The organism is Enterococcus mundtii, from assembly GCF_013394305.1.
Lineage (GTDB): Bacteria > Bacillota > Bacilli > Lactobacillales > Enterococcaceae > Enterococcus_B > Enterococcus_B pernyi.
In genome coordinates, this window is sequence record NZ_AP019810.1 from 555,835 (window position 1) to 570,616 (window position 14,782).

12 protein-coding genes are annotated in these 14,782 nt (G+C 38.7%); 2 read left to right on the top strand and 10 right to left on the bottom strand.

Annotated features, from left to right (window positions below):
* Positions 1-70 precede the first annotated feature (70 nt).
* On the bottom strand, positions 71-1,534 hold the full coding sequence (locus HZ311_RS02635; protein ID WP_010734986.1) for an APC family permease: 1,464 nt from the start codon (positions 1,532-1,534) through the stop codon (positions 71-73).
* A gap of 298 nt (positions 1,535-1,832) precedes the next feature.
* Positions 1,833-3,914 carry a heavy metal translocating P-type ATPase gene (locus HZ311_RS02640; RefSeq protein ID WP_023519984.1) on the bottom strand — a complete coding sequence of 694 codons (2,082 nt, stop codon included), beginning with the start codon at positions 3,912-3,914 and terminating at the stop codon, positions 1,833-1,835.
* A 207-nt stretch (positions 3,915-4,121) separates the two neighbouring features.
* On the opposite strand from HZ311_RS02640, the gene HZ311_RS02645 reads away from it, so the two are divergent.
* Together HZ311_RS02645 and HZ311_RS02650 are read left to right on the top strand one after the other, a co-directional pair.
* Complete coding sequence (locus HZ311_RS02645) at positions 4,122-5,300, top strand: hypothetical protein (protein WP_137072589.1); 1,179 nt, start codon at positions 4,122-4,124, stop codon at positions 5,298-5,300.
* Positions 5,301-5,410: 110 nt separating this feature from the next.
* Entirely contained in the window at positions 5,411-6,703 is a 1,293-nt protein-coding gene (locus HZ311_RS02650; RefSeq protein ID WP_178946463.1) for a hypothetical protein, read from the top strand.
* Between the two features lie 71 nt (positions 6,704-6,774).
* Here the strand turns inward: HZ311_RS02650 and HZ311_RS02655 are convergent, their stop codons facing one another.
* The 8 genes from HZ311_RS02655 to HZ311_RS02690 form a co-directional block, all read right to left on the bottom strand.
* Positions 6,775-7,134: a YccF domain-containing protein gene (locus HZ311_RS02655; protein ID WP_010734982.1), complete on the bottom strand. Its 360-nt coding sequence runs from the start codon at positions 7,132-7,134 to the stop codon at positions 6,775-6,777.
* Positions 7,135-7,167: 33 nt separating this feature from the next.
* The gene (locus HZ311_RS02660) at positions 7,168-7,512 is read right to left on the bottom strand and encodes a GNAT family N-acetyltransferase (RefSeq protein WP_023519988.1); all 345 of its coding nucleotides are present in this window, start codon (positions 7,510-7,512) and stop codon (positions 7,168-7,170) included.
* Positions 7,509-8,144, bottom strand: coding sequence for an SGNH/GDSL hydrolase family protein (locus HZ311_RS02665; RefSeq protein ID WP_178946464.1), 636 nt, complete (start codon positions 8,142-8,144; stop codon positions 7,509-7,511). Before HZ311_RS02665 ends, HZ311_RS02660 begins: the two co-directional genes overlap by 4 nt.
* Positions 8,145-8,304: 160 nt before the next feature.
* Complete coding sequence (gene asnS, locus HZ311_RS02670; protein ID WP_010734979.1) at positions 8,305-9,603, bottom strand: asparagine--tRNA ligase; 1,299 nt, start codon at positions 9,601-9,603, stop codon at positions 8,305-8,307.
* Positions 9,604-9,633: 30 nt separating this feature from the next.
* A complete protein-coding gene (locus HZ311_RS02675) occupies positions 9,634-10,827 on the bottom strand; it encodes a pyridoxal phosphate-dependent aminotransferase (protein WP_023519990.1) in 1,194 nt (397 codons plus the stop codon).
* Between the two features lie 26 nt (positions 10,828-10,853).
* Positions 10,854-11,357, bottom strand: a complete 504-nt coding sequence (locus HZ311_RS02680; RefSeq protein WP_010734977.1) for a cell wall elongation regulator TseB-like domain-containing protein — start codon at positions 11,355-11,357, stop codon at positions 10,854-10,856.
* 68 nt (positions 11,358-11,425) lie between these two features.
* Entirely contained in the window at positions 11,426-14,215 is a 2,790-nt protein-coding gene (locus tag HZ311_RS02685) for a helicase C-terminal domain-containing protein (RefSeq protein ID WP_175401367.1), read from the bottom strand.
* 281 nt (positions 14,216-14,496) lie between these two features.
* Complete coding sequence (locus tag HZ311_RS02690; RefSeq protein WP_005875554.1) at positions 14,497-14,697, bottom strand: cold-shock protein; 201 nt, start codon at positions 14,695-14,697, stop codon at positions 14,497-14,499.
* Positions 14,698-14,782: the final 85 nt, after the last annotated feature.

The following is a 14,782-nucleotide window of genomic DNA, read 5'->3' on the forward strand; positions in this document are numbered from 1 at the left end:
TTACCTCTTATTCTTAATAACTCAAAAAAAGACCGAACCAATCGTTGGACTGATTCGGTCAAATCTTATTTTAAAGTTGAGAAACTGGTTCTTTCAATGGATTTTTCTTATTATCACGACGCGCGATTGCTGGTAAGATCATACCTAGTAAAATCAAAATGATCGGTGTGACGATGTTTGAGATCAATTGGAACCACCAAGCTTGTGGATCAGCAGCGTATTCCACTTTTGGTACCATTCCCAAAATACATGCAAACGCAGTGAAAGCAAAACACCAAGCACCAAAGATGAATCCAACTTTAGGATTTTTCACGAACTTATATTCTGACGTGAATTTTTTGTATGCTTTGTTCAACATCATATAGGCTAGGAATACCCATAAGTAACGCATTGGCATAACGACTGAATTTAAGTTCGTCAACCATTTAACTAATTCATTCATATCTTTGATACCAATAATCGGTAATAGAATGATGATACCGACTAAGATACCAGTTAACATGTAACCATTGACCAACGTTCCTTTACGGTTACGTTTACGTAACCAACTTGGTACAAATTCTGGATCTGCATCGGCTAACAAGATCTTCAATGGCGCATCAATAGAAAATGCCAAGGCAGAAATTTGACCGACCATATTCGTCAATGCATAGATGATCATCAATGCATTACCGATACCATAATAGTTACCTAAGATTTGGAAGGCACTGTACGCACCGTTTGCCATTAAATCTTTCGGAATATTGTCACTTGCAAATAACATACCCATTGCCACAGAACCTAAAACAGCACAGATACCGACCATTGCTGCTAAAAAGATCATCCCTTTTGGAAATTCTTTTGCCGGGTTACGTGTAGAATTAACATAAGGAGAGATTTTCTCAGCGCCTCCTACAGCAAAGACTAACATTGAAACAGTCGTAAAGTAACTAAAGTCAAACTTAGGAATATACGTTTTGACTTGGTTCATATTTGCTGTCGCAAATTCCATCGTTGGATTGATGAATGGCGCAGTAACAGCAAGTAAAATGAATAATAATGACATGACGAACATCGCTGTACCTGCTAAACCACCGATAACTTTTAACGTTGATAAGCCTTTTGTTGATAGATACAAGAAAGCTAAGAAAATGATCAAGGAGATCACTGCGACCATTTGGACAGACATCGTATTGACGATATCGCCATTTCCTTGAACTGCCCAACCAGCTGCAATCAAAATCGCTTGTGGTTTTTGTGCTAAGTATGGAATATGCACGACCCAATATGTCCAGGCAGCATAATAAGCTAAGCGTTTATTCGAAGTAGTATTTTCTACCCAAGAACTAACGCCCCCTTTACTATCTTTGAATGCTGATCCTAATTGACCGACGATCAGTGCATAGGGGATAAAATAAATAGCTAGGATCAATAACCATGAAGTGATTACTGAGATTCCTTGTTGCGCGTAGTTATTGACGACATTCCCCATACCCCAGACCATGTTGAATGCAATCAACGCTACTGTAAACCAGCGCAGTTGTTTTTCGTTCATCTGATTTCTCCTTTATAAATATTTAATAATTATTCATTGACTATCATATTCAATTTTCATAATGTTTACAACACTTCGTTATTTTATTTGTGGATTATTTTAGGTAAAACACATTGTTTTTACATTTATTTTTCATTTTACCCTCTAACACCTAATCTAAAGGCGCACAAACAAGAAGTATTTTCTAACTATTTTGGAATTTTCAGAACAATTAAAATCTTCCAGTTATTTTAATCACAGAAAAACCACAGTCCTCAAATAAATGATTTCTGTGGTTTAACGGTGCTTTTTTGACTGTTTATTTGACTTTTTTGACAGATAGCCCACGCATGGCGTTTAAAACTGCTATCAGGGTCACACCCACATCGGCAAAGACTGCATTTCCCATAGAAGCAAAGCCAATAGCTCCGAGAACCAATACGATTACTTTTACTCCGATAGCAAACGCAATATTTTGCTTGACGATTTTCAACGTTTTTCTTGAAATTTCAATCGCCTCCGCAAGTTTTGATGGCTCATCGTTCATGATGACGACGTCGGCTGCTTCAATGGCTGCATCACTGCCTAAACCACCCATGGCGATTCCCACATCTGCTCGAGCTAATACCGGTGCATCATTGATCCCGTCTCCGACAAAGGCAGTTTTCTGAGTCGTTTCGCTCATCAATGCTTCTAATTTTTCTACCTTATCTTCTGGAAGCAGTTCACTATAGACTGTATCGACTCCGACCTCTTTTGCGACTTGTTCCGCAATCTTTTGGGCATCACCTGTCAACATCACTGTCTTTTTGACGCCGACTTTTTTCAATGTCTCGATAGCAAATGTTGCATCTGGTTTGATCGTATCCGCAATAACTAAATAGCCCATGAGCTGACTGTCGATCGCTAAATAGATCAATGTTCCTATTTCATGATTCTCTGGTTGCTCGACTCCATAGCGAGCCAATAATTTTTGATTTCCGACAAGTACCTCTTGTCCCTTGACCTGAGCGTTGATTCCTTCTCCAGCGATTTCTGCAGGTTCTTCAATTTCATATAACGGGCCACTGTAGGTATCCATGACCGCCTTGGCGATTGGATGTGTCGATACATTTTCTAGACTCGCCACATATTTCATAAATGCTTTCTTGTCAATGGTAGAAACAACTTTTTGTACGGCAAAATCACCCTTGGTCAGGGTACCTGTTTTGTCAAATACTACTGTTTCTGTACGAGCTAAAAGTTCTAGATAATTTCCACCTTTGACAAGTATCCCCCGTTTACTAGCTCCACCGATTCCTCCGAAAAAGCTAAGTGGAACAGAAATGACCAATGCACATGGACAAGAGATCACTAGGAATGTCAATGCTCGATAAATCCATTCAGAAAAATCTCCTCCATAAAGTAAGGGTGGGACAGTTGCTAAAAGAACAGCTAACGCAACGACGATCGGCGTATAGTAACGAGCAAACTTAGTGATGAATTTTTCAGCAGGTGCCTTTTTACTGCTTGCTGTCTCCACTAGTTCTAATAATTTGCTGATGGTCGAATTTTCATAGTTCTTTTTAACTTCGATGGTTAGAGGATGGGTCTTATTGATAAAACCACTTAATACATTTTCACCATTCATCACTTCTTTAGGCAATGATTCTCCTGTTAATGCAGATGTATCTACGAGGGATTGTCCCTTCAAAATCGTTCCATCCAAAGGAATTCTTTCACCTGGTTTGACCATGACCGACTCACCGATCTGCACTTCTTCTGGTTGCTTATTTACCAAGCCGCTTTCAGTGATCACATGAGCAACTTCCGGTCGGATCGCCATCAACTCACGAATGGACCGACGAGACTGATCGACCGCAAAATGTTGGAAATACTCACCGATTTGATAAAACAACATGACAGCAACTGCTTCTGGATATTCACCGATCATCATTGCACCAATCGTTGCAATCGACATTAAAAAATTTTCATCAAACACTTGTCCTTTACGAATATTGACAACCGCTTGCTTGATCACATCAAAGCCGATAAGAACAAAAATGGCGAAAAAAGTAACGAAACGAATTGGCTCAGCAGGCTTCCATAAAAACAATAAAAGTAAACTAAGTGACGCTATGATGATACGTAACAACGCTGTTTTATTTTCTTTTTCTGGTTCATGATTTTCACTTATCTGGTTTTTCACTTCGATTACTTTGACCTCTGGTTCTAATTGATGGATTTCTTCTGTTACTTGCTTTTCAATCGTTTCAATGACCGCTTTATCTGCATCGATCATCATTTTTCCAGTCGCAAAATTGACTGATGCTTCTTTTACGCCAGGTATTGCTTGTACTTTTTTTTCGATTTTCATCGCACAATTTGCGCAATCTAAACCTTCTAATTGATAACTTTTCATTTCAAGTCCCTCCTTACCAAACATATGACTATCTATTCATAAGTTATTATACATGAATGGTTATTCATATGTCAAATCATAGTAATAACAGATCATGATTAAAGTATCGTTCGGGAGAATCATTATTTCTGCAAGGTGTAAAAGAAGTTTCTTATGTAAAAGTGACGAATGATAAACTTTTACATAAGAAACTAAAGGAGGAAATACATGATTGATTTCAACGATCAATACCATATACTAGCTATGGCTTTGCGACTAGGAAAAGCTACCAACTTCAAAGCAGTCGGAAAGAAAGGAAAAGAAAATTATCAATTTTTATTTTCAAAATTGATAAAAATGATCGAAAATGATCAAGATTCATTTTTTATTGAAACAGTCAAAAAAAATGACTTGATACACTCTCTTGAACATACAATTGACTATTACGATGCCAAAAAAAGAGAAGACATTCAGCACATCATGGAAAACTTAAAAGAGGATGACCCAACTAGCTTTGTCATCATTCCCTCTTACTCTACTACTATAAGATTATTTCATGATCACATATATAGCTTGATCATTCACAAAAATAAGGACTACATTGTTACTAAGATCAATAAATTAGAGTCAATGACTACGAACTTCCAGCTTAAAATTGATGAAAAAAATTTAAATAAGCTTAGCGATATTCTTTATTATTCTAAGTTTGAGTATCGAAAGACGAGAATATCTGTTGATATATTCTCAAAACTAAAAAAAATAGCTGTTGAAAAACCCTCTGCTTTACATGTGGAAATGCGTGGTTATCCAGGCATTACAAATTGCCCGATACTTGAACCGTTAACAGCATTAAAATGGACTGTCTACAATTGCAATAAGCCAATTTCGTCTGCCGAAATCAAGGAGAAGAAAGTGATCAATCCAAAACTATGGCCTTCAAAGGAGCTTCGGATGCGATTTTATCAAACGTTTTTAACCGATAATGAGCAACATAATCAACAATTTTCTATATTATGGCATTATTACACCATGCGAAAAGCAGAAACTCAATTAGTTGATAAAGAATACAAAGGAAAAATCCGCTATCTTTCTATTAAATATTTAAATAAAGTCTTAAATGATCCAGCCGTTCCAATAGAATTTAAGAGAAATCAAACAAATGAAGCCAGTCAACAAAATTATAAAGTATTTCATTCAAGGTCAAAAAAATTGGAAACATTGCACACAAAAATAAGTCATATAACCAATAAAAAGAACATAACAACTGATAAATCTCAACATAAAAACAATGAGAATTCTCAATATTTTAGACCAAGTAATAGTATTGCTTCTACTTCATCAGATAACGTTACCTCCATTAGTTTTCTCTCAAAAAAAGAGCGCCAAGTCTGTTCAATACAAAGATAACTGTTTTCCTACGAAATTGAGATAAAGCGAAAAACAGTTGCCAAGTAAATTTATCCTATCCTTTCTATGGTGGGACTATTGCACGAAAATAAAAAATAAGGAGAGTTATTATGCTTGATTTTGATGGACAATACCACCAATTGGCACTTGCTTTAAGATTAGGAAATGCGGCGGCATTTGAAGTTGTCGGTTCAGGCGGAAGAAAAAATTATCAATTTTTATTTTCAAGATTTATCAAAATGATTGAAAATGATGTTGCTGGTACCTTGATCAATGAAAGTCAAAAAAATCAAGTGATCCAGTCTTTAAGAAATACGATCGTCTACTACGATATGAAAAAACCGACTGAACTGGAAGAGAAAATCAGACATTTAAAAAAAGATGACCCAGCCAGTTTTATGATTTTTCCAGCTTATTCAGTGACCCCTGACTCTTATCATAATCATATTTATGGCTTAGTAATTTATAAGCAAGATAATGACTATCTTGTCGCGAAATTAGATAAATATGAGACAAATAAAAAGATGGGGAATCATTTGCTAAAAATCCCAGCGGATCAGTTGGGGAAATTAAGTAAAATACTATTTGTGACAAAGCTTGAACACCACAGTGAGTCTAAGATCAACCTCATCAATGAAATCACCAGACTCTCAGATAAGCCTGCAAAAAACCTTAATTTTGAAATGAGAGGGTATGCAATGATTCCCAACTGCCCGATTTTAGAACCGCTTGTCACTTTCCGAAGTGTTCTTCATAATTGTCAGGAAGCTATTTTTACTCCACCATTGATTGAAGATAAAGTGAAACCTAAATTCTGCTCATCGTTTGCGTTTCGTGAGCGGTTCTTTCAGACTTTTTTAGGTGAAAATTTAAAACACGATCAAAAATTTTTTCAATTATGGAAACATTACGAACAGCGAAAAAAAATCACTGGTCTAAAAGAAACTATCTCCAGAGATGAATTCGTTGATATTTCGGATGATTTCGTAAAGAAAGTCTACGAAGATCCTAAAACACCTAAAAAATTTGTCAAAAATCAATCCGTCGAGGTTGCACCTTATTATTATCATGTTTTTTATGATGATTCCAGGCGATTGAAACCATTGGATGCTCACATCAACGCAATCATCGATGGAACGGATCAACCATTAAAAGAGGGATTTCGCCAAAAAGTAAAAGTTAAGAGCCAGCGGTTTGGGGGAACAGTCAAAACAGTCAAAGATAGGATTTTTTCTGATAGACAGACCTCTAAAAGTAACACCACAGACGTGACACTTCCAACTTCTCCAACACAAACGTCCTTTACACAAGCGAATTTTAATCATCGCGTAGTAGACGCAACCAACAAATCGAATTTTTTGAGTAAGCAAATACCTAAAAAACATACAGATATCACTCGCTAAGTGTAAAAAAAGTAACTCTTTGGACAGACAACCAACTGTGCAAGAGAGTTACTTTTATATTTAGTCACTATTTAAACGATTTCTGCCCCAAATGGCATCAACGCTAGGCGTGCTAGTTTGAAGGATTGCTTTGCGAAAGGAATACCAATGATCGTGATACAAAGTAAAATCCCACTGATGACATGACCTAAAGCAATCGGCAAACCTGACACGATCAACCAAATGATATTGACGATCAAAGACACGCCATTGTTTGTATAAATGACTTCTTTTCCAAAGGGTGCAAACGATAAAGAAGCTAGTTTGAAACATTGTAGCCCGACCGGAATACCAACAATTGTGATACACCATAATACACCTGCTACCGCCCAACTCAGTCCTCCGAGTAAGCCACCAAAAATAAACCAAATAATATTTCCAATACAACTCATTGTTTCTTTCTCCATTCTAATAAGAGTCTTACGTTAAAAACCATTGAAATCGACTCTCTTGATTTTACGTTTTTTTGCTTCTAGTAACCACTGCTCCATAAACTGAGCGGCTACTGTTCTTTCTTGATCGACTGCCACAAAAATCGTTTGAAGCAGTTCACCTGATTGTTGATCTGCTTCAGTCGTTTCGATTTGTCTCGCTTGTCCAAAAGCGAAAATCATTTGTTTTTCTGCGTCATCATGTGCTGCTATAAAGGATATATTCAATGGATCGTTTATATCTGGCAGCATTAGTTCCTCCAAGAATCGATTTTCTTGTTGCCTGATCAACCTATTGATCATCGGTAGATCTGCTTCGGTTGCTGGGCGAATGATCATTCAAACCACTCTTTTCTTTTTTTGACCGTTTCTATCCAAATATTGGCAATCGTTTCATGACCCAGTAGTGTCGGATGGACACCATCATCCCCTGTATATTTCTCATAGCCATATGAGATGCCTAAAGAATTCAACGTTCCATCTAACGGGACAAAAACTGCTTGATATTCTTTTGCTAGTTGACGAATCAAGTGGATCTTTGGATCAAGATCACTACGCCAACTTCTCCGATCGTCAGGCTCTGGCAAAACAAATGGTTCCATCAAGACGATTTTTTTGATGCCACTTTCCACTAAACGATCAAGTAAATACCGATAATCGGCTTCAAAACGCTCAAAAGATTCTTTTGTCGCAAATGCTGCAGGCTCGCCTACATTGTGCCATGTATCATTGATACCAATCAAAATCGAGACCATATCAGGTTTCAAATCGATGCAGTCTGCTTGCCAGCGCTTCTTTAGGTCTGCTAACTTATTTCCGCCGATTCCGCGATTGACGAATGTCCACGTGTTTTCTGGATCACTCGCAGCCAATTTTGCCGCTGTTAACAGTGCATAGCCCTGACCGAGATCGTCAGTTCCTCTACCCGGATCTGTGATACTATCTCCAATGAATAAAAGTCGTTGTTCCATCACACACCCTACTTTCCTTGCCACTTTTACGTTATTATCCCACACACATCTAGCCAAAGAAAGAAGGAATTGGAACAATAGTGATTTCATAATAACTTCTTAAAAAAAATGCGTTCCACGAAAATACGATGAACGATTTTCGTGGAACGCGTCTTATTTCTTATGGGTAAATACGATTTAACAAACGTGGGAATGGAATTGCTTCACGTACATGATCGATCCCTGAGATCCAAGTCACTGTACGTTCTAAGCCTAAGCCGAAACCAGAATGTGGAACAGATCCGTATTTACGTAGATCTAGGTACCATGAGTATTCTTTTTCGTCTAAGCCATGATTCTTGATTTGTTCAAGTAAGAAATCATAGTCAGTCGCACGTTCACTTCCGCCGATGATCTCGCCATATCCTTCAGGTGCGATCATATCTGCACAAATCACGACATCTTCTCTTGTTGGATGTGGTTTCATGTAGAATGGTTTGATCGCTTTTGGATAGTTCAAGATAAAGACTGGTTGTTCAAATGAGTTCGCAATAAACGTTTCGTGTGGTGAACCGAAATCATCGCCCCACTCGATATCGTCAAAACCATTTTTCTTCAATAATTCGATGGCATCATCATACGTGATACGTGGGAAAGGTAATTTAGTATAAGTTTTCAATACTTCTTTATCACGTTCTAAGACGTCTAAAGCATACTCGCAGTTATCTAATACACTTTGAACTAAGAAAGCAACATATTGTTCTTGTACTTCTAAGCTTTCTTCTTGATGCGTGAACGCCATTTCAGGTTCGATCATCCAAAATTCGATCAAATGACGACGTGTTTTTGATTTTTCAGCACGGAAAGTTGGTCCAAATGAAAATACTTTACCAAATGCCATTGCAGCAGCTTCCATGTACAATTGACCACTTTGTGACAGATATGCTTTTTGATCAAAGTAGTTTGTCTCAAATAGATCGGTGGTTCCTTCTGGGGCAGAGCCAGTCAAGATCGGTGGATCGATTTTAACGAATTGGTTGTTGTTGAAAAATTCGTAGGTTGCACGGATGATTTCATTTCGAATCTGCATCACTGCATGTTGGCGTGAAGAGCGTAACCATAAATGACGATGATCCATCAAGAAATCTGTTCCATGTTCTTTTGGTGTGATTGGATAATCATGACTTTCACTCACTACTTCAATGTTCGTGATCCCTATCTCATAGCCAAATTTAGAACGGCTATCTTCACGAATCTCACCTGTCACAAGGATCGATGTTTCTTGAGAAAGATTTTTTGCCATTTGGAAAACTTCCTCAGGCACTTCGCTTTTTACGACAACTCCTTGGAAGAATGCTGTCCCATCTCGTAATTGTAAAAAGGCGATTTTCCCACTTGAACGCTTATTAGCGACCCAAGCACCGATCGTTACTGTTTCGCCTACATGTTTTTTTGAATCGATGATTTGAATTTGTTCCACGTAAAATTCTCCTTTGTCCTATAATAATTTCTATTCGTTTTGACTTTTACTCTCAATAAAACGTTGGATTCGTCGGATTCCTTCTTCTAACGTTGCTAGATTCGCCGCATAACTCAAACGAACATTTTCCGGTGCGCCGAAACCTTCACCTGTAACTAGAGCAACCCCTGCTTCTTCTAGTAGATCTTCGACCCACGGCGTCACTTGTTCATAGCCACATATCGCTAACGTTTCTTTCACATTCGGAAACAAGTAAAATGCGCCTTGTGGTCTTTTGACCGACACCCCGGGCAAATCAGCAACAAGCGGAAATACGATGTCTAGACGTTCTTCAAATGCTTTGCGCATCTCTTCAACGGTATCTTGTTCCCCTTGTAATGCTTCAACAGCCGCATATTGACTGACTGCAGTTGGGTTACTAGTTGATTGTGATGCAATCGCAATCATCCCATCAATGATTTTTTGATCGCCGACCGCGTATCCGATACGCCAGCCTGTCATTGCATAGGTTTTTGATACACCGTTGATGATTATCGTCTGTTCACGTATTGCTTTTGAAATCGTTGCAATTGGAGTAAACTCATTGTCATTATAAACTAATCGGCCATAAATATCATCAGCAACTATTAAAATATCGTTTTTTACTGCCCATTCACCTATAACTTGTAGTTCTTCTTTTGTATAGATCATCCCTGTCGGATTAGAAGGAGTATTGATAATGACTGCTTTTGTCTTGGAAGAACGTGCTTGTTCCAATTGTTCGAGGGTCACTTTGAAATCATTGACTTCTTGACCAGTGACAAAAACAGGGACACCTTCTGCTAACTTGACTTGTTCACCATAGCTCACCCAATAAGGTACTGGAATGATGACTTCATCTTTTGGATCTAGGATTGTTTGGAATAAGGCATAGAGGGCAAATTTCGCCCCGTCTGTCACAATCGTCTGAGAAGCATCGTAAGTCAAGCCATAATAGGTTTCCAGATACGAAACGATTGCCTGTCTTAATTCTGGAATACCCGCTGTTGGCGTATAATAGCTTGCTTTTCCATTCTTGATGGCTGCGATCGCTGCTTCTTGGATATTTTCAGGTGTAGCAAAATCAGGCTCTCCTACGGTCAAACTGATAATGTCTTTCCCTTGTGCTTTCAATGCCTTTGCTTTTGCTGCAGTTGCTAGTGTTACGGAAGGCTCTAAGCGTTCCACTCTTTTTGACTGTTTCATCCAATCTATCCTTTCATCCGTCTTTTCTATACCCCGCTAATGACTTTGACTTCCTCTCCCGTTTTAAAAGAAAGTAAATAATAATTCAACTGGTCATCTGACGTTTTGGTAATGACTTCCCATACCGGTTCATCTTTGTACATCCCTAAGGAAGCTTTTTCCACTTGTTGATCGGGATGTTGTTTGCTGATTTCTTGGCGGGCAGCTTCTTCGGTCAAGCCTGCTTTTTGTTCTAACACTTTCACACGCTCACCCGATTTAGGTATGATCACTGCAATATCTTGTCCTTTATCATTTTGGCCTGTTAATGAAAAATAAGTGGCTTCCCGAGTAAACCAATAGAATTGGTCCACTTCCTCAAGATTTGCATATTGTTCAGCTAGTTTTGTCGCCTCTTGTTTCGCTTGCGTCATTGGGCGTGTCGCACGCAGATAAAAAATCGTGCTGATCACGATTACTGCTAATAAAGCGATGATCAAGCCCAGCAAGATGCGATTGATCGTATGTTCTTTGTTTGTCTGATTCTTCAAGGACTGTCGCTCCTTCTTTTTTCATTGATGTCCATTATAACAGATTTCGAGGTGAAAATAGTCCTCGATTATGGCTTAATTTCTTCGTTTTTGTTTAAGAAATCATGGATATCCTCACAAATTTGTTCAAAAGGCGCCTCTTGGACAGGCATCTTTTTAGGCAAGGCATGAATGATCCTCGCGCCATATTTTGCGGTCACTAATCGTCGATCTAAAATCAGCAAGACACCTTTGTCCGTTTCCGAACGAATCAAACGACCTAAAGCTTGTCTGACCTTCAGTGCTGCCTTTGGTAAGGATTCTTGATAAAAAGGGTTGATGCCTTCCGATTCCAAATACGCATTTCTCGCTTTGACCATTGGACGTTGTGGATGATCGAATGGCAACCGCGTAATGACGACTAGCTGTAACGCATCTCCTGGCAGGTCGACGCCTTCCCAAAAACTATCTGCGCCGAATAGCACGCTCATATCAGAAAGAACAAAACGCTTCAATAGTTTCTCACGACTGCCACCGATTCCTTGAGCTAAAATCTCTCTTCCTTGTTCAAGCATTGTCAAATGCATTCGTTGATACACCTTTTGTAAAACATCATGAGAAGTAAACAAAACTAGGATCGGTCTTTTTTCTTGTCTGATCAACTGGTATAACACATCCGTTAGATAGTCGACATACGTTGTACCACTTAATTGATTGATCTCTGGTGCTTCTTTTGGCACGAAGATCCGTGCTTGTTTTTCGTAATCATAAGGAGAGGCAATGACTTTCAGCGGAGTACCTTCAATTCCTAATCGTTTCGCCAAATATTGACGATCTGGGCCCACTTTCAATGTCCCTCCTATATATAAAATCCGTTCATAGCGCTGATACCAAACTGTATTGGGAATCAGTGCGGCAGTAAAATCGTGGAGATGGAACATCGTCTGCTGAGGGGTGGCACCCGGAACAAACCAATGGACTAAACTTTCTTGCCAATTCTCCAACCATTCTTCCATAAAACTTGCTTGTTGATCTAAACGTTCAAACAAAGCATACAGACTTGCAAGATCGACACGCATTTGCTTCGTCCAACTTTCTTGAAGCACCTCTAAGCCTGAACGGATCCTGTACTGTAATTCCTTTATTTCTTGGTAAAAAAGATGAAGATGGTCAATGGCTGTACTTGCTTCAAAAGATAATTTATCTAAGTCCTCTTTCGTGATCATGACTTCTTCCGGGTAAGTTTGTCTTTTTTGTTGAGGTATGATCTCAAGTAACCCTTCAGCTAAACAAAGCTGTGCCTCACGAAGCGCAGACAACTCTTCTTTGTAGATATCAAGCCAGCGCTGCCCCTCATGATTGGCTGGAAGATAGCCTTTGAAGCGATCGAACAAACGATCAGGTTCTTCGAATAATTGTACTTCCTTGTTAAAATAGCTCAAACTGAATCGTTGATCATTGACTTTTTCAGCAATCTCAGGTAAATGATGTGCTTCATCGATCAATAAATAAGGACTTTCAGGCAACAACGGTGTCTTTCTTTGTGTTTCTTGGACTAAAAAAGCATGGTTGACGATCAAGAAGTTACTTTGCTTGATTTGTCGATGCAAAAATCGAATAAAATCTTGTTCATAGAACGCTTGTTTTTTCGCTAAAAAGTCAAGCCCGCGATGCGAAACATCTGTAAAAAAGGCATGATTCAAATTCGTTAGATGCAACTCATCTAAATCTCCTGTTTTCGTCTGCGTCAGCCAGACAAGAACTGTCATTTGATAGAGTGCATATTGTTTTTGCTCCTTTGGCTCAAGGAGTGTGGCTTTGAACCGTTGCAAATCGAGATAATGGCGGTAGCTTTTGATAATCGTCGCTTGGATCGGTTGGTCGAATAATTGATTCAACAAAGGAATATCTTTATCCATGATCTGCTCTTGTAAAACAAGCGATACCGTACTGATCACTGCCGGCTTCTCCGGTGTGGCCAGATAGCTAAGAGGCAATAGATAGCCAATCGTCTTGCCCATACCAGTCGCTGCTTCGATCATCAAATTTTTCGATTCATCTTTGGTAAAATGATCATAGACAACATTCATCAAACGATTTTGTTCTTTACGATACATCAACGTTTTTCCAAATATTTTCTCTTTCGCTTGTTTTTTTCTTGGATAAGCTTTATGACCATAGTAAACTTCTGAAAACAGTTCGACTTCTTTTTTTTGTAAGGCGATTCCCTCGATGATTTCCAGTTCATCTGATAAAGGTGGGGGCTGCTTTCTCAGTTCGTTGGTGGTTTGTTCGATGAATAATCTAGTATCCATCCCTGTATGATTGCTCAGTTTCACGATCTGTTCAAGCGTCACTAAAGGTAACTGACGCATCCGTTCTTCAATCAGTAGAAGCAACTGTGCTGTCACTTCCGCATCGCTATCTGCCTGATGGGGATTATCGTGGATAAACCCCAGACTTTCCGACAAATCAGCTAAACGAAAGCTCGGTTCAGTCGGCAAAAATATCTGGGCCAACTCGACTGTATCGATTCCTGGAATCTGTAATTTAGGTACGCCACAGCGAGTCAATTCATGGTTCAAAAACTGATAATCAAAATAAATATTATGCGCCACGAAGATGGTATCCGCTAGAAGGTTGTAAATCGTTTGTGCTACATCTTCAAAATAGGGTGAACGATGGACACGTTGATTGGTGATCCCTGTCAAATGCTGGATCTGTTTTGAGATTTTTCGCCCAGGGTTGATATCCATCGAATAACGAGAGGTGATCCGCCCATCTTCGATCATGACACATCCAAATTGGATAATGCGATCTTCTTTTGGATTTGTCCCAGTCGTTTCAATATCGACGACTGCATAAGTTTTCGGTTTCAACATATCTTCCTCTTCTCTTCCCTCTAGTCTTCTTTTGAAATTATACTACAAATCACTTGAAAATTCTTAGGAAATCAACCTAAAGCATACTTCTGTTGTTATCTTTGCTACTGAGAGAAACAGTAAGTTTACTTCTCCCCTTCCTTTTCTCGTTATCACTCATCTAACCATGTAAGGCGATGTTCTTAGGTGTAGAGAATCAAAGCATATGAAAAGAAAACACAAAAAAGCCCAGACCGCTAGGAACTAGCAGACTGAGCTTTTATTTAGTAGTGGGTTAATTAAGCTTTAACAACGTTAGTTGCTTGAGGGCCACGTTGACCTTCTTCAACATCGAAGTTTACTGTTTGGCCTTCTTCTAAAGTTTTGAATCCATCACCTTGGATAGCTGAGAAATGAACGAATACATCGTTGCCGTTTTCTGCTGTAATGAAACCGAAACCTTTTTCTGAGTTAAACCATTTCACTGTACCTGTTTCCATAATAAAAATCCTCCTTGTGTATCAAACACATATTTTGCAATTACTTGAATGGTGAATATCTGGAAGATGTTTATTTGAAACAAAC